The organism is Stenotrophomonas sp. YJH_SMC_79 (assembly GCF_059367995.1).
On sequence record NZ_JCAFRK010000003.1, the window covers coordinates 447412 to 465592 of the forward strand.

Here is an 18181-nt window from a genome sequence, read left to right on the forward strand (position 1 = left end):
AGACCATCGGAGCGTCTCCGTATTGCCTGAGATGCGGCTCGGAGATGAACGGAACCGATTCAGACAGGGGTGTCGGGCCTTGTTAAACTTGGTGCTTTCCTGTGCGCCGTGAACGCTCACTGCCGCCAATGGCCTTTGCTCCGCCCCTGAAAACCTGGTTGCTCGTGCTGCCGGCGGTGGCCGTGCTGGGCGTGGCCGGGTATCGGGCCAGCGGCCATGCCGGATCGGTACCGGTGGCCGCAGGCGAGCTGCCGACGGCGCAGGTTGCGGCGGACGATGCCGCGCCCCTGCCGGTCGTGCCGGAAGCGCTGGCGCGTCGCCTGGCGGCGTTCGAGCGCGGCAACGCGCTGCCTTCGGGCCTGCCGCTGGACCTGCGCGCGGACATCGAGGATGCGACCGATCTGTACGCCTATGCGCAGCGCCTGCGCGTGCAGGCCGACGAAGGCAACCACGAAGCCCGCTGGATGCTCAGCCGGGTCTACGACTACTGCGCGCAGTACGCCATCGATCCGGGCGGTTATCGGTTGGACAACAATGTGCTGGCCGGGCTGGGCCTGACCGCTGCACCGGCGATGGTGCAGGCACGCGAGCGTGTGGCGCAGCGCTGTGGCGGCTTCGTGCCGGGCGACAGGCTGGGGTCTGCGCTGGTGCTGGCGGAGCGTCGCAAGGCGGCCACGCAGGGCAACCTCGCAGCGGAAGCATCGCTGTTTGCCGAAGGCGAACCGCTGCATGACAGCCCCGAGTACCGCCGTGACCTGGTCGAGCGGGTGCGCACATCGCGCGATCCGGAGGCCTTCATGGCCATTGCACCCGGCATGGGCGTGCGCGCGGCGGGGGACCAGGCGCTCACTGGCCTGGTGGCGGGAGAACAGCTCAGTGAACTGGCATGGCGGGTTGCGGCCTGCGAGCTCGGTCTACCGTGTGGTGCCGACAGTGTGCTGGTCAACAGTTTTTGTGCGAATGGAGGGATCTGTTCGCAGGATGGGACGCAGGATTTCCGGGATTTCGTGTATGACGCTGCGGTTTCGCGGCAAGGTGCGGGGAAAATGAAGCAGTGGATCAAGCGATTGGTTGGAAAGAGGGGCGGGCAATGAACTACCGTCGATTCCTGCATGGAGCCAAGTTCTGGTTCTGGGTGGCGCTGTTCGTGGCCTATTCGGCCGGCGCGGTCGGGCTGTTGATGATCGACACCTATGAAGATCGTTACCGGCATCTGTCAAAAGTGGAACTGACCACGGTGAAGGCGCAGGAAGATGTGCGCCGCGTGGGTGCCAGCCAGGTCGCTGCGGTCTATCGCGCGCAGAGCGGCATGCCGTTTGCTTCGTTGCCGGCAGGCAGTACCTTCCAGGTGGTGTGGCCCGATGGGTCCACCGAGACGATGGTGATCGTCGACCCGAGCTCGCCCAATGGTGTTCGCCCGCTGGCGAACTCGCAGATCCCGGCCGAAGTGGCCGGCAAGCGCTGATGCCACACCGGTAGCGCCGGGCCATGCCCGGCGGGTGGATGGTGGCAATGGAAAGCCGCCTGGCATGGCCCGGCGCTACCGCAAGAACGCGAAAAGGGCGGGGATATCCCCGCCCTTTTCATGTCCAGCACCTGCTGCCGATCAGGTCAGTGCGATCGGCTTGTTCTTGCGCTCGGCAAGACGCTTTTCCAGGTAATGGATGTTCTGGCCACCGGCCTGGAAGCCCTTGTCGCGCATGATCCGCTGCTGCAGGGCGATGTTGGTCTTGATGCCGTCGACCACCATCTCGCTCAGCGCCACCCGCATGCGGGCGATGGCGGTTTCGCGGTCCGGGCCGTGCACGATCAGCTTGCCGATCATCGAGTCGTAGTTCGACGGCACGCGGTAGCCACTGTAGATGTGGGTATCCACGCGCACGCCGGGGCCGCCCGGCGGATGGAAGCCGGTGATGGTGCCCGGGCTCGGCACGAAGGTCTCGGCGTCTTCGGCGTTGATGCGGCACTCGATCGCGTGGCCGGTCAGCACCACGTCGCTCTGCTTGATCGACAGCTTCTGGCCGGCGGCGATCTTCAGCTGCTCGGCCACCAGGTCGATGCCGGTGACCATTTCGGTGACCGGATGCTCCACCTGGATGCGGGTGTTCATCTCGATGAAGTAGAAGCGGCCGTCCTCGTACAGGAACTCGAAGGTGCCAGCGCCGCGGTAGCCGATGCGCACGCAGGCTTCGGTGCAGACCTTGCCGATCTGTTCGCGCTGTTCGGCGGTGATGCCCGGTGCCGGGGCTTCTTCCACCACCTTCTGGTGGCGGCGCTGCATCGAGCAGTCACGTTCGCCGAGGTGGATGGCGTTGCCCTGGCCGTCGGCCAGCACCTGGATTTCCACGTGGCGCGGGTTCTCCAGGAACTTCTCCATGTAGACCTCGCCATTGCCGAACGCTGCCTTGGCCTCGCTCTTGGTGGTTTCGATCGAGGTCTTCAACGAGGCTTCGGCATGCACCACGCGCATGCCGCGACCGCCACCGCCACCGGCCGCCTTGATGATGACCGGGTAGCCGATCTCACGGGCGATCTTGGTGTTGGCGACGATGTCATCGCCCAGCGGGCCGCCTGAACCGGGCACGCACGGCACGCCGGCCGACTTCATCGCGCGGATGGCTTCGACCTTGTCGCCCATCATGCGGATGGTGTCGGCCTTGGGGCCGATGAAGATGAAGCCGGACTCTTCCACGCGTTCGGCGAAGTCGGCGTTCTCCGACAGGAAGCCGTAACCCGGATGGATCGCCTGCGCGTCGGTGACTTCAGCCGCGGCGATCAGCGCCGGAATGTTGAGGTAGCTCTGCGGCGACGGCGCCGGGCCGATGCAGACCGACTCGTCGGCCATGGCCACGTGCTTGAGGTTGCGGTCGACCGTGGAGTGCACGGCCACCGTGCGGATGCCGAGGGTGTGGCACGCGCGCAGGATGCGCAGCGCGATTTCCCCTCGGTTGGCGATGACGACTTTGTCGAGCATGGCGTGCCCCTCAGCCGATCACGAACAGCGGCTGGTCGAATTCCACCGGCTGGCCGTTCTCGCCGAGGATGGCGACGATGGTGCCGGACTTGTCGGCCTCGATCGGGTTGAACATCTTCATTGCTTCGATGATGGCCAGGGTCTCGCCTTCCTTGACCTGCTGGCCGACGGTGACGAAGGCCGGCTTGTCCGGGGCGGACGACGCGTAGAAGGTGCCGACCATCGGCGAGCGCAGCACGTGGCCTTCCGGCAGCGCCGGGCCCGGCTTGGCGGTGCCGCCGGTCGAAGCTTCGGTCGGCGACTGCATCGGCATCGCCTGCGGCGCCGGAGCGGCCGGAGCGGCGTACACCGGGGCGGCGACCGGGGCGGCATAGCCGGCCACCGGGGCGCGCGACAGGCGCACCGACTCTTCGCCTTCCTTGATTTCGATTTCAGCCAGGTTCGACTCTTCCAGCAGGTCGATCAGCTTCTTGATTTTGCGGAGATCCATGGTGGCCTCTTTGCTCTTGATGTCAGTGTGGTGGGGAGCGCAGCGCGCTCGGGTCAAAGCAGTTCGTAGAATTCGCGCAGCTGGCGCGTACGATCGCGCGCGAGGGTGGTCAGGCAGCGCATCTGTGCGCCGTTGCGTGCCGTGCCATCGGAATTGAGGGCATAGACCGCGTTGCAGTCGTGGTCGCGCAGCTGCACCCAGGCGCGCTGCGCCAGCACCAGCTGCTGCTCGGCATCGCCGCAGTAGCTGCAGCTGCCGCCTTTGGCCGGCGTGCGCAGTTGCTTGCGCGCCAGGGCGTACACGGTATTGAGTTCGGCGTCAGCGGCCGCGGCCATGTCCGAGGCGCACAGGTCGCTCTCCATGGTGGTGGTCGGATGCGCGCAGTCGATGCCTTCGTCTTTGCGGTCGAATGCCGCGGCGGTACCGCACAGGCCGGCCCACAGCAGGATGCTGGCAAGCACGTGCGGCAGCACCTTCACGCGACGGCCGCCTGTACGCGCACCAGCGCCGCATCCATCGCATAGCGATAGCTGTCGGCACCGAAACCACACACCACGCCCACCGCCTTGTCACTGAAGTAGCTGTGCTGGCGGAACGGTTCGCGGGTATGCGGGTTGGACAGGTGGATCTCGATGAACGGCAGCGCCACCGCCGCCAGCGCGTCACGCAGGGCGACCGAGGTGTGGGTGAAGGCGGCGGGGTTGATCAGGATGAAAGCGGTTCCGTCGTTGCGTGCAGCCTGCACGCGATCCACCAGCACATGCTCGGCATTGGACTGCAGGCTCTCCACGGCGTGCCCGGCGGCGGCTGCCTGCGCGGCCAGCGCCTGGTCGATGTCGGCCAGCGTGGTGTGGCCGTAGACCTCCGGCTCGCGGGTGCCGAGCAGGTTGAGGTTGGGGCCGTGCAGGACCAGCAGCTTCGCCATGGGATCCGGAAGACGGGAAAGGGCGGCAGTCTGGCGGAACCGGCGGATGCTGTCCAGTTCGGCGAAGTTTGCTGCGTTTCAATCGTATGTTTGAAATCTGCCGAAGCGCTTGCGGCCCTATGCGGGGCGGCGGATCAAGGCGCGCTGAACGCCGTGCGGGCGGGGGATGCGTGCACGTAGGCCGACGATGGCGGCAAGAGCCTTGTGGGAGTACCCGCACAAGGCGTGCATGGAGGCCACTGGCAGATCCATGCCATGCGTGGATGGCGGGCCGCCGGTCGGTAGACCCAGGCCATGCGTGGGTGAAGGGCGTTCGGTGCGCGCAGCAAGCTGCGCACCCACGAAGGGCAGCCCGAAGTGCGCAGCACGCCACGCACCATCCCCGCCACCCACCCACTCACGTCTCCAGCGGCACCGTCGGCACCACGTTCGGGAAGACCTCTTCCAATGCCTCCCGCTCGCCCGGCTTGGGTACCGGCCAGTTGTAGGCGTTCACCGGCTGTGCGCGGTTTACCCACAGGGCGTAGTACAGATGGTCGGCGCGGCCATCGCCGGTGTTGGGGTGGATCAGGATGGTCAGCCCCAGGCTGTTGAGCTGCAGCCAGGGCACCAGCACCGGCAGCAGGTCGTTATTGAAGCCGAAGTAGAACGACGGCGTTACATGCGGGCCGCGCGGCTCCAGGTTCCAGTTGCCCAGTTCCACCGGGAAGCGTTCGGCTGCCCAGCGCCGCAGCAGGGCGGCCTTCTCGAAGCTGTCTTCATCGAAGTAGATATGTGCGTGATAGCTCTTGATGTCGGTATAGGCGCGCGGGCTGGTGGGCAGCGTGGCCTCGCCGGGACGGACGCTGGCTGGCCGCGGGGTGGGTTCGCTGGCCGTGGCCTGGCCCCAGGGACTGCGCCCCTTGGGCGCCGGCGGCACGATGGCACGGAAGCCGGGACGGCCAGGCTCGGTGGTGTTCGCCACAACGTCGCCATGGGGCGATGCCGAGGCTGTCGAGGCGCTGGCCAGGCCTCCGGCGGCCAGCCCGGCCGAGGCGATCAGGCGCCGCCGTGCCGGCGAGAGCAGGTCGGCCCAGTGGGCGTCATCGTCGCCGTCAGCGATGAAGATATGCGGGTCAGGTTGCATGAAGGGCTCCGTGGCGGCATTGGCGTGGGCAAGCAGGCACGCTCGGGTAGTGCGGCTGGTGGCGTCCAATAAGCAGGCAGCATCACCTCATGCATGGCCGGCTTCGACGCCATTGAGTGCGACCGCACAGCGGGCTACGGTGCAGGTCCACCGCCCCGGAGCCCCGCCATGACCTCGCCCGATGCCGACACACAGCACAAGCGTGCGTCTTTCCGCCAGCTGCACGCGCAGGGATGCTTCGTGCTGCCCAATCCGTGGGACGTGGGCAGTGCGCGCTACCTGCAGCGGCAGGGCTTCCTGGCATTGGCCACCACCAGTGCCGGCTGCGCCTGGAGCGAAGGGCGACCGGATGGCGCGGTGTCGCTGCAGGCCACCCTGGAGCACCTGCGGCTGATGGCGGCGGCGACAGCACTTCCACTGAATGCCGATTTCGGTGATGGCTTCGGCGCCACGCCGCAGGCGGTGGGGGAGGCGGTGGCCGCAGCGATCGATACCGGCATCGCGGCGCTGTCGATCGAGGACGCCAGTGGCGTGGCCGATGCACCGCTGCGCCCGATCGACCAGGCGGTCGAACGCCTGCGTGCGGCGCGTGCGGCCATCGACCGTGCAGGCGGCGAGGTGCTTCTGGTCGGGCGTGCCGAGAACTTCTTCGTGGGCGTGCCCGACCTGCAGGACACGCTGCAGCGCCTGCACGCCTATGCCGAGGCCGGTGCCGATGTGCTGTACGCACCCGGCATCACGACCCCCGAGCAGATCCGTGCGGTGGTTGCCGCAGCAGGAACGAAGCCGGTGAACCTGCTGGTCGGTGGGCCGACGCCGCTGAGCCTGCAGGACATCGCCGCACTCGGCGTGCGCCGGGTCAGCCTGGGGGGGGCGCTGGCGCGCGCCGCGTGGGGAGGTTTGATGCAGGCGACACAGCCGATCGTGCAGGACGGTCGTTTCGATGGCCTGCAGCAGGCGGCCTCGGGCACGGCGTTGAACGCGTTGTTCCGGTGACGGAAACCCCGGCACTGGCCCTGGCCAGCAGACGGCAGTAGATCCACGCCATGCGTGGATGGATGCGCCTGCGATTACAGCGCTTCCATCCCACCCTTGGGCAGCGTCACGCCAGGCTCCAGCGCCGGCAGCAGTTGACGCAGCAGCGCGGGGTTGTCCAGCAGTGCAGCGCCGTCAATGAAACTCCATTGGGTTGTGCCGACGCGGCGCACGGCGAGCATGAACGAGGTGCTGCGCATCGGCGCCTCGCGCACGCGCAGCAGCGACTGGCGGGGCACGAAGCAGACTTCTTCATCACCGGCTGCATAGGTGTGGCCCGGCACACCGGCCTCGTCGCTGATGATGGTGACCCCGGCCTTGCGCAGCTCTTTCAGGGTGTCGCGGGTCATCCGCGCATAGGCCTCATCGCCCCCGGCCAGGCGCTTCAGGCTGGGATGGGTGCGGGCGATGATCAGCTCGGCATCGCCGCGGGCGAATGCGCCCATCATCGCCTGCACGTCCTGGCGCAGGGCCGCCGACTCGTCGGCGCTGAGTACGCCGGCCAGCGCCGCCGGGGCCATCGTGGCCAGCAGCAGGAGCAACAGGGGAACAAGCAGGTATCGGCGCATCGTCGGGTATCTCACAGGCAACCTCGGCACTATACGGGGTGCGAAAACAGCGTCCCACCGGTGGTGCTGGTGTGCCGGACATTGATACTTACCATTGGTAGGTAATGAATTCTGGAGCGCCCCTGCATGCGTAGCCTCATCGTCACCGCCCATCCCGAACCCGGTTCGCTCACCCATGCCATCGCCCGGCGCATCGGCGAGGCCATCGCTGCGAGCGATGCCGGCAACACGGTGGCCCACGCCGACCTGATGGCCGAGGGTTTCGACCCGCGCTTCACCGCGCAGGACCAGGCGCTGTTCCGTGGCACCGGCGTGGTGCCGGCCGATGTGGCCGCCGAGCATGCACGGCTGGACGCCACCGACACGCTGGTGCTGGTCTATCCGCTGTACTGGTGGTCGTTCCCCGCGCTGCTGAAGGGATGGATCGATCGCGTGTTCACCCAGGGCTGGGCCTACCAGGATGGCGCCGATGGCAAGGTGCAGAAGAAGCTGCAGCGCCTGCGCGTGCACCTGGTCGGCGTCGGTGGTGCGGGCGCTGAGATGATCGAACGGCGCGGCTATGGTGCCGCAATGAAGACCCAGATCGACATGGGCATCTTCGACTACTGCGGTGCACGCATGCTGTCATCGCAACTGCTGCTCGACGCCGACAGTGGCGCTGCGCAGGCTCACCTGCAGACCGCGGTGGAAATCGGCCGTAAAATCGGTACTCCAATGGACTGATCGCCGTGTTCCGCCGATGCCTGCCAACGTCGCTCCCACGCGCCGCCGCCTGACCCGAGAGCAACGCGCCCGCCAGCTGCTGGAGGTGGCGTGGACGCTGGTCGGCGAGGAGGGCACCGATGCGTTGACGCTGGGGCGGCTGGCCGAAGCGGCGGGCGTGACCAAGCCGGTGGCCTACGACCACTTCGTGACCCGCAACGGCCTGCTGGCCGCGCTCTACGATGACTACGACGGACGGCAGACGGTGGTCTTCCACGAGCGTATCGGCCGCGCCAGGGCACAGCTGGCTGATCGTGCGGCCGCCATCGCCTCCGGTTACATCGACTGCATCCTCAGCCAGGGCAGTGAAGTGCAGGGCATCCTCGCCGCGCTGGTCGGCGCGCCGGAGCTGCATGAGGTGCGCCGGCGTTACCAGCAGGATTTCATCGACAACTGCGACGCCTGGCTGGGCACGTTCGCCGCAGACGGCTCGGTGCCGCTGGCGGGGCGTTGGGCGATTCTCGGTGCGGCCGAAGCCCTGTCCGAAGCCGTGGTTGCCGGGGCGCTGGACAAGCGCGACGCCGAAGCCGAACTGCAGCGCCTGATCGTGGCTACGGTCAAGCGCCGCTGATCGGCCTCAGGCGTCGATGGTGGTGCCGGCCAGCGCAGCGAAACCGTCAGCCAGCAACTCACGTACCCGTGCATCGCGTGCCTCGCGGCTTTCAGAACCCAGGGCCACGGTGATCAGCCGCACCGGCTGCGCACGCCCGGGTACCGGCCGGCACGCGGTCGCCGCCAGGCAGAAGCCTGCAGCCCGGGTATAGCCGGTCTTCAATCCATCCACGCCGTCATCGCCCAGCAGGGCGTTCTGGTTGTTGCGGCTGAAGCTGCCATGTTCGAACGCGCGCTGCCCGGTGATCGCCAGGATCTGCGGATGATCGTTCAACAGGCAGGCGGCCAGCACCGCCATGTCACGCGCACTGGACGCATGGTGCGGCGTGGTGATGCCGGAGACGCTGGCGAACCAGGTGCTGCGCAGGCCGAGCTGGCGTGCGTGTCGGTTCATGCGCTCCAGGAACGCAGTCTGCGATCCGTCCAGGTGGCGCGCGATCGCCAGCGCCGCGTCATTGCCGGAGACGATCATCAACCCTTCCAGCAGGCGCGCGAGCGTGACCGTTTCGCCGGGTACCAGGCCCATGCGCGTTTCATCGTCGGCGACCGCATGCACGTCGTCGCCGGCAATGGTGACTTCGTCGCCCCACGAGCGCCCGCGCTCCTCGACACATTCGTAAGCCGCGTAGGCGGTCATCAGCTTGGTCAGTGAGGCCGGTTGCCTGGTGATGTCCGCGTTGTGCTGGTGAATCACCGCAAAGGTTGCCGCATCGAGGGTGATGGACGACAGCGGTGCACGCGCAGGAGCAGGAGACGGCATGGAAGCGACGATGGCAGTGGGGACTCTGGAGGATAGTGCGCGGCGGCTGCACGAAGCTGAAATATTGCAACGATATAACGTACCGTCATTGGGGGCCGCCGATGGCCCGACGGGACATCCGATGACTGCACGCATTCCATGCCGCTGGCTCCACTCCTCGCTGCTGCTTGTGCTGGCCGGGCTTGGCGGCTGCCAGCCCGCTCTGCGCGCCGAGGCCGTTCCCTCCGGTCAAGTCCGTCCGTACAACGTGATCGTGATGATCAATGACGGCGCGGGTTGGGGTACCTGGGATGCCGCTGCCTACTGGCAGTACGGCAGCCGCGAAGGCGCCCCCTATGCGGATTTCCCGCAGCGCCTGGCGGTGACCACCTTCCCGCTGAACGCCAGCAGCCAGCCGACCGGCGACACCGCGCAGACGCTTGGCTACGACGCCGGCAAGGCATGGGATGCCGAGCCGGTGCCGGCGCAGGACCTCCCCTTCGTCGGCTACCAGTACCTGGCGGCGGTGGCGACCGACAGCGCGGCGGCAGGCACCGCGTTGTCCTCGGGCATCAAGACCTACAACAACGCCATCAACTTCAACAACGATGGCCAACCCGTGGAGTTCAACACGCTGCGCGCCAAGCGCCTGGGCATGGCCACCGGCGTGGTCACCTCGGTGCCGTTCGCGCACGCCACACCCGCCGCATTCGCGGCGCAGAACGTATCGCGCAACAACTACCACGCCATCGCCCACCAGATGCTGGCGCAGGGTCACATGGACCTGGTGATGGGCACCGGCGGCCCGGGCTACAGTGTCGACGGCCGCGCCTGCAACGAAGGCACGGACGCCGCCAAGGCAGAGGGCTGCGCGAATCCATGGGAGTGGGTGTCGCAGCAGGATTGGCAGCAGCTGGAAGCGGGCAGCACCATCGGCGGCAATCCGTCCGGGCCGTGGCGCCTGATCCGCAGCAAGGAAGCGTTCGCCGCGCTCGCGCAGGGACGGCTGCCGGCCGACAGGCCGCTGATCGGTGTACCGCGCGTGGCCAACACACTGCAGCAGGCGCGCCAGCTGCAGGTGCTGGGCAAGGATGCAGCCACGCCTTCGGGAGTGAGGAAGATCGACAGCGTGCCCGATCTGGCGACCATGACCCGCGGCGCGCTGCAGTTCCTGCAGCAGCGCTCGCCCAAGGGGCTGTTCCTGATGGTGGAAGGCGGCGCCACCGACTGGGCGGCGCATACCAGCGCCTGTGGCACCGAATGGCATTACGGCCAGTGCAGTGAGCAGCCGCAGTACGGCCGGCTGATCGAGGAAACCGTGGAGTTCAATGACGCGGTGGCGGCGGTGGTCGACTGGATCGAGCGCAACGGTGGCTGGGAGCGCAACCTGTTGATCGTCACCACCGACCACGACAACAGCATGCCGATGGGCCCGGATGCACAGAACGTCGCTTTCGCGCCGGTACGCAACAACGGCCGTGGCCACATGCCCGGGATCAGCTTCCGTCCCACCGGCAACCATTCCAATGCACTGGTGCCGTTGTGGGCCAAGGGCGCCGGCGCGGAGCTGCTTGGAAAGCGCGTGCGGGGTGTCGATGCTGGTTATCGCCAGCATGTGCGCTGGAACGACGGCAGCTACATCGACAACACCGACGTGGCTGCCGCGGTGCAGGAAGCGCTGCAGCGTTAGGGGCGCGCCGGCTGCTGGCCGGCAGCTGCAGGCTTCCCGGTCGGCGAGGTTGCCGGCCAGCGGCCGGCACTACCGGGAATGCTGCCGGGCGGCGGTGTCGGGGACGGGCTGGCCAGCTGACGTGCCAGCTCGGCGCTGGCCACGTGGCCCTGCAGGAACAACAAGCCGCCGAAGATGTTCATGAGCGTGCCTCCACTTGAGTGGATTGCACGATACGGGCAGCATGGACGGGCAAAAAGCGACATTTCCGCAAGCCTGACTTGAGAGGAATTCAAGCCTGATGTCCCGCCCACCGCTCCATGCCCTGCAGGGCTTCGTGGCCGCCGCCCGGCTCGGCAACCTGTCGCGCGCGGCGGCGTCGATGAACCTGACCGTCAGCGCGCTCAGCCACCAGATGCGGCAGCTGGAAGAACGGCTCGGGCAGCCACTGCTCATCCGCCAGCCGCGTGGTGTCACCCTCACCCTTGAGGGGCAGCGCCTGCTCGACCAGGTGGGGCCGCACCTGGATGCGATCAACGAAGCCTTCCAGCCCTATGCCGCACGCGCCGAGCACGTGCTGACGATCAGCGCGGTGCCGTCGATGGCGTCGGCGTGGCTGGTGCCGCGCCTGGGTCACTTCGTGGCTGAGCACCCACAGATCGAAATCAACCTGCAGTCGAGTGAACGCCTGATTGATTTCGAGCGGCAGCGCCAGTTCGACGCCGCGCTGCGTCTGGGCAGCGGGCAATGGCCGGGCCTGGTGGTGGAGCCGCTGTTCGACGAGTGGCTGGTGCCGATGGCGAGCCCGGCACTGATCGAACGCATGGGAGGCGTCGACCGTGTGCCGTTGACCCGGTGGCCGCTGCTGGGTGATCCGGACGGGGCATGGGGCGCCTGGTTCGCGTTGAGCGGGCAGAGCCCGCCGTCGCGCTTCGTGGCGGTGCTGGATGATTCGGAGGCGCACCATCGCGCGGCTCTGGATGGCGTGGGCGTGGCCCTCGGCCGGGTGACGCGGGCGCGGCTGCTGCTGGATTCCGGCCAGCTGGTCGCACTGTCCAGCCAGCGCCTGAAGACCGACTGGCCGCATTGGCTGGTGTACCCGCAGCGCTCGGCCCGCCATCGGGGCTTCCTCGCGTTCCGCGACTGGCTGCATGCTCAGGCCGCCGAACACGTACGGCACATGGCCGAAGCGAATCTGTAGCGTCGAGCCAAGCCCGGCCATCGCATCTGTAGAGTCGAGCCATGCTCGACTGCTCCTGCGAAAGAGCAGTCGAGCATGGCTCGACTCTACAGTTACTGCACCAGGGTGACCGCCTGCCCGGCACGCGCGAACGCTTCCTCCAGCAACGGGCCTGCCTTGATCGCTTCCACTTCCTCGAACAGCGCCTGCAGCCCCTCGGCGGGGCGTGAGGCTGGCGCCGCCACGGCCTGCTGGATCGCGGTGAAACGGTCGGCCAGCACGCGATGGCCGGGATGCGTCTGCGCCCAGGCCACCAGCGGCTGGCGTACGCCGGCGGCGGCATCCAGGCGCTGCTGATCGAACAGGGTGATGGCCGCTGCCGAGGTATCCGCCCGCTCGATCGTGGCGTTGCGCAGTTCACGGCTCAGGAACAGGTCATAGGCCGCGCCACGCCCCACCGCGATGCGCAGCCCCTCGCGGTCGAGGTCGGCCACCTGCTGCGCGGGGCTGTCCTCGCGCACCAGATAGGTGCCTTCGATCTCCACATACGGAGCACTGAAGGCGATGCGGTCGGCGCGTGCCGGATCGATGGCCAGGAAGGCCAGATCCCAGCTGTCTTCGCCTGCTGCGGCGACCACCGAGGCTGCGGCCTCGTGGCAGGTGAAGCGTGCCTGCACCCCCATCCGTTGCGCCAATGCGGTAGCCAGTTCCAGTGAGGGGCCGCGCGGTGAGCGCGCATCGCCCTGTGCCAGCACCGGGTTGCCCAGGTTGATCGCCACGCGCAGGAAACCGTGCGGTGCCAGCGTACTTCGATGGTCGGCCAGGGACATGCAGGACTCCACGGGGCAGGGGAGACCCAGCTTGCCAACAACGGTGTCCGCGTGGCGTGGAGTCAGCCGCGCGCGGCAAAGGTGCCGTGGAAGCCCAGTGGCACCGCATACGGCAGCCAGGCCTGTGCCAGCGGGCCGTCATCCACATGGCGTGCATCCAGCACGGCCAGGCCGCTGCGCTTGTTCACCGGGTCGAGCAGGGTGCCGATCAGCCAGCCGTCATCGGCGTTGCGGCTGCCAGGGCGCGGTACGAAGACGTGCTCCTCTGCCATGATGTCCGGCCCGTAGTGCCACAGCTGGCGACGCCCGCGCGCGATGTCGAACGCGGCCACGGCGTTGAAGTACGGCGCAGTGGCCGTGCCGTCGATGGTCGGCGCATACAGCCGTGCGCCACGTGTGTTCGTCGAGCGCGGGTCGAACAATGGGAACTCCACCGCGCTGATGCCCAACGTCTCCCAGCGGGCCTGTCCACGACGCAGGTCCAGATGCAGCTCGACCAGGCTGGCGCCACTGTTGGCCGCATGTGCGCCGTCACCGGCCATCGCTTCCTTCATCGGCGAGCGTGCTTCGTTGATGTCGTCATGGCGTACTGCGCGCAGCACGATGCTGCCATCGTGGGTGAACGCGTCGCCGAAGTGGTAGATCGCCGCGAACGAGGCCTCGAACCATTGCGCCTTGTCCGGCGCATCCTTGGCGACCACCGCGATGCGCGCGGGCCGCTGCGGTGCGAACTGCATGCGCTCGAAGAAGCTGCCGCCGGTACCGGTGAAATCGAATGGCATCATCACGAACACCAGGTGCTGGTCGGTCATCGCGAAGGCATGCAGGTAGCCATGCTCGGGTGTTTCGATCACATTGGCGCTGCGCAGCTGGCCGTCCGCACCGATGTGCCAGACCAGCAGGCCATGGCCCCCCATCAGGCTGATCGAGCCGAAGTTCCAGAGGCTGCCGTCGCGGTCGCGCAGCGGGTGCGCCGAGAACGGCAGCGCCGCCAGGTCCGGACGCCAGGTGACCGGGCCAAGCGTCTGCAGCGAATCGGGGTCCACTTCGAACGCCGAACCGGATTCGCACAGGGCGAACAGGCGGCCATTGATCATCGTCACCGAGGTGTTGGCCACGTTGGCATCATCGTTGTTGCGTACCGCCAGCGCACCGGGAACGCTGGTGCCGGCAGCCGGATACTGGAAGCGGCCGGCCTTCTGTTCACGGGTGAATTTCGGCGTGGCGACCATGCGCCCGTGATGGGTCAGGCTGCCATCACCATTGAAGCGCCAGCCATGCACCATGCCGTCGCCATCGAACCAGTGGTCGTAGCGGAAGCCATCGCGCTCGGCCCAGGCCGGGCCATTGCGGTACAGCGTTCCAGCGAGGCCGACCGGCAGCCGGCCCTGCAGCTGCACGGTGGCCGGGCCCAGGCTCTCGCTGGTAACGCTGCGCCAGCCGAGCAGCCACGGGTGCTCCTGCAGGCCCTGCGCGAAACGGGCCGGGTCACCGGCGAAGGCGGGCGCGCTGCGCAGTGCGGTGGCGCCCAGGGCCAGGCAGGCGCTGCTGCTGAGCAGGGTACGGAGGAAGCGGCGACGGTCCATGCTGGCCTCGGGTCTGGATGCGGGAATCAGCGCAGGGTGATGTCGATGGCGGTGCCAGCGGCCGGCACGTCGACGCGCGCCTCGTCGAAGGTCGGCTTGCGCATCACCTGTGGGTTGTTGCTGAAGCCGTAGCCTTCCACCGGCATGCCGACCAGGTTGGTGTCGAGCTTGCCGTTGTCGTTCTCGTCGTGGGTGAGCAGCACGGCGTAACTGCCGGCCGGCATGCCCTTGAACGTGAAGTGGGCGCTGTCGCCGTTAGGCGCCGCCTGCTGGGCCTGCACGGGCTTGGCCTTGCCGTCCCAGGCGGCAGCGCTGTCGACCAGCGCAACGCGCAGGGTGCCGGTCTGTACGCGGATGTCGTGCACGGTCACGGCCAGATCGGCGGCGTGGGCATTGCCGGCCAAGGCCAGGGCAGTCAGGGCGGTGCTGAGCAGGGCGGTGCGGATCATGGCGGTGGCTCCGGAAGTGGGTGGTGTGCTGCGGTGTGGAGCCAGTCTGCGCGGGGCGCGGTGCTGGGTTCAGGGCCAGTGGTCATCGATCCGACGTGCCAGAAGTCACTTTCTGCGCCGGACCCATTGCCGCCGGCGTGCGCGGCGGTCAGCATCTGGCCATGCCCAGCCTGTTCCGCCACCTGTTGCGTCCGCTCAGCCTCGCCGGGCTGGTTACCGTGCTGGTGGTGGGCCTGTCGTTCGGCGTGCACGGCGCCGGTGCCGGCCTCAGCCAGGCGTTGCTTGGCACGTTCCTGCTGCTGTTCGTGGTGCACGGATGGGCGGCAATGCCGACCCGCGTGCGTGCATTCGCTGCGGTGCTGCAGACCGTGCTGGCGATCGCGCTGGTTGCCCTGCAGCCGCGCACCGGTACTGCCCCGGTGCTGCTGGTGGTGCTGGTCGCGCAGCTGGCCGAGCATTGGCCACCGCGCTTCGTGCTGGGTATTGCACTGCTGGCCAACCTCGCCATGTATCTCGTGCTGCGCCACAGTGGTTTCACCCAGCCGTTGCTGGTGGTGCTGCTGTATGGCGGTTTCCAGGCATTTGCTGCACTGACCGCACACTACGCGCGCAGCACTGCGTTGGCCCGCGATGATCTGGCCCGCGTCAATGCCGATCTCCTGGCGACACGTGCACTGCTGGCCGACAGTGCACGCGACGCCGAGCGCCTGCGCCTGGCCCGCGAACTGCACGATGTAGCCGGGCACAAGCTCACCGCGATGCGCTTGAACCTGCGCGCCCTTGCGGCCGACCCTGTGCTGGCCGGGCGCGAAGGGTTGGTGCTGGCGGAACAGTTGTCCGGCGAGTTGCTGGCCGACATCCGCCAGGTGGTGCAATCAATGCGCGATGATCGCGGCCTCGATCTGGCTACTGCGCTGCACGCGCTGGCCGCGCCGTTCCCGCGTCCGAAGCTGCAGCTGCAGATCGGCCAGAGCGTGCGCGTGGTTGACCCGCTGATGGCAGAGACCGTGCTGCGGCTGGTGCAGGAAGCCCTGACCAACGCCGCCCGCCACGGCAATGCAGACACCGTGTGGCTGACGATCAGTGAAGAGGATTCCCAATTGCGTATCGATATCCGCGATGACGGCCAACGCGCCGAACGCATCCGTGAAGGCAATGGCATCGCCGGCATGCGCGAGCGCTTGGCGGCCGTACAGGGGCGTTTGGAGCTGGCGCGAACCGCGCAGGGCGGCATGCATCTGACCGCGCGGTTGCCGGCATGAGTGCCGCCATGATCCGGGTGGCGCTGGCCGATGACCAGGCGCTGGTCCGCGCCGGCCTGCGCGCGCTGCTGCAGGGGCTGGGCGTGGACGTGGTGCTGGAGGCCGAGGAGGGCCAGACGCTGCTGGACGCGTTGGCTGCCCAGCGCGTGGATGTGGTGCTCAGTGACATCCGCATGCCCGGAATGGACGGCATCGAGGCAGTGCGACAGCTGCGCGCACGCGGTGACGCAACGCCATGGCTGCTGCTGACCACCTTCGATGAAAGTGATCTGCTGCTGCGGGCCAGCGAGGCCGGCGCACAGGGCTTCCTGCTCAAGGATGCGGCACCCGCAGACCTGCGCGAAGCGATCGAGCGCGTCGCCGCGGGTGAAACCCTGCTGCTGCCGGTCAGCACCGAGCCGGTGCGCGCCCGCTACCGCTTCCACGATGAAGCGCCGCCCACCGATACCTTCGGGGAACGCGAGGTGGCGATCCTGCGCCTGTTGGCTGGGGGATACAGCAACAAGGAGATCGCGCGCAGCCTGTTCCTGGCCGAGGGCACGGTGAAGAACTACGTGTCCGCCATACTCGACAAGCTGGGCACCCGTGATCGCACCCGTGCGGTGCTGAAGGCGATTACCCTGCGCATCATCTGAGTGGACCGAGCAAGGAGTGCCAGTGAACCCGATCCTGCATGTGGAAATCCCGGCCAGTGACCTGGACCGTGCCATCGCGTTCTACCAGCATTGGCTGCAGGTGGTCATGGATGAGCCGATCCTGCTGCACGATTGCCGGATGGCGTACCTGCCGTTCTCCGATGAGGCCGAGGGTGCCAGCATGGCGCTGGTGCACGGCGCGGACTACCGGCCCTCCGAGCAGGGCGCGCGCATCTACATCGGCGTGGATGACCTGGATGCCAGCCTCGCGCGCGCGCTGCAGGCAGGTGCCGAACTGCGCTTCGGCCCGGCCGATGCCGGCGACTGGCGCGTGGCCGAGATCCGCGACAGCGAAGGCAACCGGATTGCGTTGCAGGCGCGCGCGTCCATGTAGAGTCGAGCCATGCTCGACTGCCGTGGATGATGCCGCCAATGCGTCAGCCGAGCATCGGCTCGACGCTACACGTGGGTCGCGGCGCGGGAGCGCTGCAGCCAGTCATTGATGGCCGGGTCCAGCCGCGGGTCGTCCGGCAGCTGCATGCCGAAGCGCTGCTGCAGCACGTCACGCACATCACCCACATCATGCAGCGGGCGCTTGTCCGGGGCCTGCCCGGGGCGGTACTCGGTGTAATTGCCGCTGCCGATGGTACGGCGCCAGTCCGGCCCGGTCAGCGATGCGCGCAGCTGGCCGGGGAAACTGGAATCGGGATGGGTGCACACGTACCAGTTGCCCACCACGTTGTCGATCGGTGCCGGCGCCTGCAGGTCGAACCGATACATCGCCCGCCAGCCATCGTTGGACTCGGCCGACAGCACGAAATCACCCTCGTCGGGCAGGCGCTGCAGCAGATAGCGTTCGTGCGGCGTGGCCTGCGGCTGCGGATCATGCAGGCGCAGCGGCACGGTCGGGGTCAGGCTGCCGAAACCGGCATCCACCAGCCAGTCATCGCCTTCCACCTGCACGCGTAGCAGCAGGTGGGTACGCGCGGTCAGTTCGCCGTCCTGTGCGGCCAGCAGCACACGTGCACTCAGTGGCTGCGCATCGAAGCCCAATGCCTGCAGCAGCGCCAGCAATCCGCCATTGAGTTCGAAGCAGTACCCGCCACGCCGGTCGTCAAGCAGCTTGCGTTGCACGCTGTCCAGGTCGATCGGCACCGCATCGCGCAGCAGGCAGCTGAGTGTCTCGAAGGGCAGCAGTGCGTTGTGGCGCTGCTGCAGCAGGGTCAGGCCGGCCAGAGTCCGCGGTGGCGGTGCTTCCAGCTGCAGGCGCTGCAGGTAGCGGGGGACATCGAGCGTCGTCATGGAGGCACCGGGCGGGGGAGGGGCGTCCACTGTGCT

At 67.7% G+C, this 18181-nt stretch carries 22 protein-coding genes; 10 read left to right on the forward strand and 12 right to left on the reverse strand.

All coding sequences use genetic code 11. The features are described 5' to 3' along the window. Nucleotides 1–128 precede the first annotated feature (128 nt). Together AC5P57_RS13105 and AC5P57_RS13110 are read left to right on the forward strand one after the other, a co-directional pair. Nucleotides 129–1094, forward strand: coding sequence for a hypothetical protein (locus AC5P57_RS13105; protein ID WP_099554424.1), 966 nt, complete (start codon nucleotides 129–131; stop codon nucleotides 1092–1094). After that, nucleotides 1091–1465: a hypothetical protein gene (locus tag AC5P57_RS13110; protein WP_099554426.1), complete on the forward strand. Its 375-nt coding sequence runs from the start codon at nucleotides 1091–1093 to the stop codon at nucleotides 1463–1465. The genes AC5P57_RS13105 and AC5P57_RS13110 overlap by 4 nt, the downstream gene beginning before the upstream one ends. Nucleotides 1466–1606: 141 nt before the next feature. Here AC5P57_RS13110 and accC read toward each other — a convergent pair whose 3' ends face one another. From accC to AC5P57_RS13135, 5 genes are all read right to left on the reverse strand, one after another. After that, on the reverse strand, nucleotides 1607–2974 hold the full coding sequence (accC, locus tag AC5P57_RS13115) for an acetyl-CoA carboxylase biotin carboxylase subunit (protein WP_005411253.1): 1368 nt from the start codon (nucleotides 2972–2974) through the stop codon (nucleotides 1607–1609). A 10-nt stretch (nucleotides 2975–2984) separates the two neighbouring features. Beyond that, complete coding sequence (gene accB / locus AC5P57_RS13120) at nucleotides 2985–3464, reverse strand: acetyl-CoA carboxylase biotin carboxyl carrier protein (RefSeq protein ID WP_010481080.1); 480 nt, start codon at nucleotides 3462–3464, stop codon at nucleotides 2985–2987. A gap of 53 nt (nucleotides 3465–3517) precedes the next feature. Further along, nucleotides 3518–3943: a lysozyme inhibitor LprI family protein gene (locus AC5P57_RS13125; protein ID WP_099554429.1), complete on the reverse strand. Its 426-nt coding sequence runs from the start codon at nucleotides 3941–3943 to the stop codon at nucleotides 3518–3520. After that, nucleotides 3940–4389: a type II 3-dehydroquinate dehydratase gene (gene aroQ / locus AC5P57_RS13130; protein ID WP_099554431.1), complete on the reverse strand. Its 450-nt coding sequence runs from the start codon at nucleotides 4387–4389 to the stop codon at nucleotides 3940–3942. Before aroQ ends, AC5P57_RS13125 begins: the two co-directional genes overlap by 4 nt. 397 nt (nucleotides 4390–4786) lie before the next feature. Next, nucleotides 4787–5515, reverse strand: coding sequence for a DOPA 4,5-dioxygenase family protein (locus AC5P57_RS13135; RefSeq protein WP_099554432.1), 729 nt, complete (start codon nucleotides 5513–5515; stop codon nucleotides 4787–4789). A gap of 168 nt (nucleotides 5516–5683) precedes the next feature. Between AC5P57_RS13135 and AC5P57_RS13140 the strand changes: the two genes are divergently transcribed. Continuing rightward, nucleotides 5684–6511 (forward strand): isocitrate lyase/PEP mutase family protein, encoded by an 828-nt coding sequence (locus AC5P57_RS13140; RefSeq protein WP_262235408.1) that lies wholly within the window; start codon nucleotides 5684–5686, stop codon nucleotides 6509–6511. Nucleotides 6512–6585: 74 nt separating this feature from the next. Here the strand turns inward: AC5P57_RS13140 and AC5P57_RS13145 are convergent, their stop codons facing one another. Further along, on the reverse strand, nucleotides 6586–7119 hold the full coding sequence (locus AC5P57_RS13145) for a hypothetical protein (RefSeq protein WP_262235407.1): 534 nt from the start codon (nucleotides 7117–7119) through the stop codon (nucleotides 6586–6588). A 126-nt stretch (nucleotides 7120–7245) separates the two neighbouring features. Between AC5P57_RS13145 and AC5P57_RS13150 the strand changes: the two genes are divergently transcribed. Both AC5P57_RS13150 and AC5P57_RS13155 read left to right on the forward strand, forming a co-directional pair. Further along, complete coding sequence (locus AC5P57_RS13150; RefSeq protein WP_099554439.1) at nucleotides 7246–7842, forward strand: NAD(P)H-dependent oxidoreductase; 597 nt, start codon at nucleotides 7246–7248, stop codon at nucleotides 7840–7842. A gap of 16 nt (nucleotides 7843–7858) precedes the next feature. After that, nucleotides 7859–8452 carry a TetR/AcrR family transcriptional regulator gene (locus AC5P57_RS13155; RefSeq protein WP_099554441.1) on the forward strand — a complete coding sequence of 198 codons (594 nt, stop codon included), beginning with the start codon at nucleotides 7859–7861 and terminating at the stop codon, nucleotides 8450–8452. 6 nt (nucleotides 8453–8458) lie between these two features. Here AC5P57_RS13155 and AC5P57_RS13160 read toward each other — a convergent pair whose 3' ends face one another. Next, nucleotides 8459–9253, reverse strand: a complete 795-nt coding sequence (locus tag AC5P57_RS13160; protein ID WP_262235406.1) for a D-alanyl-D-alanine carboxypeptidase family protein — start codon at nucleotides 9251–9253, stop codon at nucleotides 8459–8461. Between the two features lie 121 nt (nucleotides 9254–9374). Here AC5P57_RS13160 and AC5P57_RS13165 point away from each other — a divergent pair, with 121 nt between their 5' ends. Further along, nucleotides 9375–10922, forward strand: coding sequence for an alkaline phosphatase (locus AC5P57_RS13165; protein ID WP_142806854.1), 1548 nt, complete (start codon nucleotides 9375–9377; stop codon nucleotides 10920–10922). Here the strand turns inward: AC5P57_RS13165 and AC5P57_RS13170 are convergent. Continuing rightward, entirely contained in the window at nucleotides 10919–11104 is a 186-nt protein-coding gene (locus AC5P57_RS13170) for a hypothetical protein (protein WP_142806853.1), read from the reverse strand. The two genes, AC5P57_RS13165 and AC5P57_RS13170, sit on opposite strands and share 4 nt — an antisense overlap. 98 nt (nucleotides 11105–11202) lie before the next feature. On the opposite strand from AC5P57_RS13170, the gene AC5P57_RS13175 reads away from it, so the two are divergent. Then, nucleotides 11203–12102: a LysR substrate-binding domain-containing protein gene (locus AC5P57_RS13175; protein ID WP_099554448.1), complete on the forward strand. Its 900-nt coding sequence runs from the start codon at nucleotides 11203–11205 to the stop codon at nucleotides 12100–12102. 92 nt (nucleotides 12103–12194) lie between these two features. Here the strand turns inward: AC5P57_RS13175 and AC5P57_RS13180 are convergent, their stop codons facing one another. The 3 genes from AC5P57_RS13180 to AC5P57_RS13190 form a co-directional block, all read right to left on the reverse strand. Next, nucleotides 12195–12911: an ABC transporter substrate-binding protein gene (locus AC5P57_RS13180; protein WP_099554450.1), complete on the reverse strand. Its 717-nt coding sequence runs from the start codon at nucleotides 12909–12911 to the stop codon at nucleotides 12195–12197. Nucleotides 12912–12973: 62 nt separating this feature from the next. Then, a complete protein-coding gene (locus AC5P57_RS13185) occupies nucleotides 12974–14497 on the reverse strand; it encodes a carotenoid oxygenase family protein (RefSeq protein WP_099554453.1) in 1524 nt (507 codons plus the stop codon). Nucleotides 14498–14523: 26 nt separating this feature from the next. Beyond that, complete coding sequence (locus tag AC5P57_RS13190; RefSeq protein WP_099554456.1) at nucleotides 14524–14946, reverse strand: DUF2141 domain-containing protein; 423 nt, start codon at nucleotides 14944–14946, stop codon at nucleotides 14524–14526. Between the two features lie 161 nt (nucleotides 14947–15107). Between AC5P57_RS13190 and AC5P57_RS13195 the strand changes: the two genes are divergently transcribed. From AC5P57_RS13195 to AC5P57_RS13205, 3 genes are read left to right on the forward strand one after another with little or no spacing between them, the layout of a single operon-like run. Further along, complete coding sequence (locus AC5P57_RS13195) at nucleotides 15108–16208, forward strand: sensor histidine kinase (RefSeq protein ID WP_099554458.1); 1101 nt, start codon at nucleotides 15108–15110, stop codon at nucleotides 16206–16208. Then, complete coding sequence (locus AC5P57_RS13200) at nucleotides 16205–16843, forward strand: response regulator transcription factor (RefSeq protein WP_099554459.1); 639 nt, start codon at nucleotides 16205–16207, stop codon at nucleotides 16841–16843. Before AC5P57_RS13195 ends, AC5P57_RS13200 begins: the two co-directional genes overlap by 4 nt. A gap of 22 nt (nucleotides 16844–16865) precedes the next feature. Next, on the forward strand, nucleotides 16866–17237 hold the full coding sequence (locus AC5P57_RS13205) for a VOC family protein (RefSeq protein WP_262235405.1): 372 nt from the start codon (nucleotides 16866–16868) through the stop codon (nucleotides 17235–17237). Nucleotides 17238–17302: 65 nt separating this feature from the next. On the opposite strand, the gene AC5P57_RS13210 is transcribed toward AC5P57_RS13205, so the two are convergent. Then, nucleotides 17303–18145, reverse strand: a complete 843-nt coding sequence (locus tag AC5P57_RS13210; RefSeq protein WP_262235404.1) for an arylamine N-acetyltransferase family protein — start codon at nucleotides 18143–18145, stop codon at nucleotides 17303–17305. Nucleotides 18146–18181: the final 36 nt, after the last annotated feature.

What these genes read in the sequence shown, in the direction of transcription:
- AC5P57_RS13180 (WP_099554450.1), bottom strand. Translation starts at nt 12,911, where the DNA reads ATGTCCCTGGCCGACCATCGAAGTACGCTGGCACCGCACGGTTTCCTG.
- AC5P57_RS13110 (WP_099554426.1), top strand. Translation starts at nt 1,091, where the DNA reads ATGAACTACCGTCGATTCCTGCATGGAGCCAAGTTCTGGTTCTGGGTG.
- AC5P57_RS13135 (WP_099554432.1), bottom strand. Translation starts at nt 5,515, where the DNA reads ATGCAACCTGACCCGCATATCTTCATCGCTGACGGCGACGATGACGCC.
- AC5P57_RS13210 (WP_262235404.1), bottom strand. Translation starts at nt 18,145, where the DNA reads ATGACGACGCTCGATGTCCCCCGCTACCTGCAGCGCCTGCAGCTGGAA.
- aroQ (WP_099554431.1), bottom strand. Translation starts at nt 4,389, where the DNA reads ATGGCGAAGCTGCTGGTCCTGCACGGCCCCAACCTCAACCTGCTCGGC.
- AC5P57_RS13190 (WP_099554456.1), bottom strand. Translation starts at nt 14,946, where the DNA reads ATGATCCGCACCGCCCTGCTCAGCACCGCCCTGACTGCCCTGGCCTTG.
- accC (WP_005411253.1), bottom strand. Translation starts at nt 2,974, where the DNA reads ATGCTCGACAAAGTCGTCATCGCCAACCGAGGGGAAATCGCGCTGCGC.
- AC5P57_RS13195 (WP_099554458.1), top strand. Translation starts at nt 15,108, where the DNA reads ATGCCCAGCCTGTTCCGCCACCTGTTGCGTCCGCTCAGCCTCGCCGGG.
- AC5P57_RS13185 (WP_099554453.1), bottom strand. Translation starts at nt 14,497, where the DNA reads ATGGACCGTCGCCGCTTCCTCCGTACCCTGCTCAGCAGCAGCGCCTGC.
- AC5P57_RS13170 (WP_142806853.1), bottom strand. Translation starts at nt 11,104, where the DNA reads ATGAACATCTTCGGCGGCTTGTTGTTCCTGCAGGGCCACGTGGCCAGC.
- AC5P57_RS13150 (WP_099554439.1), top strand. Translation starts at nt 7,246, where the DNA reads ATGCGTAGCCTCATCGTCACCGCCCATCCCGAACCCGGTTCGCTCACC.
- accB (WP_010481080.1), bottom strand. Translation starts at nt 3,464, where the DNA reads ATGGATCTCCGCAAAATCAAGAAGCTGATCGACCTGCTGGAAGAGTCG.
- AC5P57_RS13155 (WP_099554441.1), top strand. Translation starts at nt 7,859, where the DNA reads ATGCCTGCCAACGTCGCTCCCACGCGCCGCCGCCTGACCCGAGAGCAA.
- AC5P57_RS13160 (WP_262235406.1), bottom strand. Translation starts at nt 9,253, where the DNA reads ATGCCGTCTCCTGCTCCTGCGCGTGCACCGCTGTCGTCCATCACCCTC.
- AC5P57_RS13105 (WP_099554424.1), top strand. Translation starts at nt 129, where the DNA reads ATGGCCTTTGCTCCGCCCCTGAAAACCTGGTTGCTCGTGCTGCCGGCG.
- AC5P57_RS13140 (WP_262235408.1), top strand. Translation starts at nt 5,684, where the DNA reads ATGACCTCGCCCGATGCCGACACACAGCACAAGCGTGCGTCTTTCCGC.
- AC5P57_RS13175 (WP_099554448.1), top strand. Translation starts at nt 11,203, where the DNA reads ATGTCCCGCCCACCGCTCCATGCCCTGCAGGGCTTCGTGGCCGCCGCC.
- AC5P57_RS13145 (WP_262235407.1), bottom strand. Translation starts at nt 7,119, where the DNA reads ATGCGCCGATACCTGCTTGTTCCCCTGTTGCTCCTGCTGCTGGCCACG.
- AC5P57_RS13200 (WP_099554459.1), top strand. Translation starts at nt 16,205, where the DNA reads ATGAGTGCCGCCATGATCCGGGTGGCGCTGGCCGATGACCAGGCGCTG.
- AC5P57_RS13165 (WP_142806854.1), top strand. Translation starts at nt 9,375, where the DNA reads ATGACTGCACGCATTCCATGCCGCTGGCTCCACTCCTCGCTGCTGCTT.